The sequence below is a fragment of the Bowmanella yangjiangensis genome, assembly GCF_017255015.1.
GTDB lineage: Bacteria > Pseudomonadota > Gammaproteobacteria > Enterobacterales > Alteromonadaceae > Bowmanella > Bowmanella yangjiangensis.
On the sequence record NZ_JAFKCS010000718.1, the window covers coordinates 1 to 372 of the forward strand.

The following is a 372-nucleotide window of genomic DNA, read 5'->3' on the forward strand; positions in this document are numbered from 1 at the left end:
GCTTGCCGCTGACCCAGGCATAGGTGAGGCTGCCGAACAGGCGGTCGCTGTCGTAGTAGGTCTCCACCTCGAACCCCTTGAGCGTCACGCCTGGCAGGTTGCGGTAGTTGGACAACGGCAGGTATTCGCCGCACTTCGCGGAAATGGAGCCCCCCTCCGCAGCCTGGCGCTCGCAGGCGATGCTGCGCAGCTTGAAGATCTCGTCCTCGATCCGGTGGTGGAACACCGTCGTGCGGACCTGCAGGCTGTCACCCTCGCGCAGCAGGTTGCCGAGGCTGACCACGCTGCCTGCACGCAAGGCGCGGATACGCTCGGCGTCCAGGCCGCGACTGGTTCCGCCGATGGTCGTGCTGTTCTGCAGCTCGTACTGCT

General features: G+C 65.9%; 1 pseudogene. It reads right to left on the reverse strand.

The annotated features are described in order from the left end of the window. Nucleotides 1-372: pseudogene (locus tag J0A65_RS26395) on the reverse strand (hypothetical protein); the annotation flags it as partial.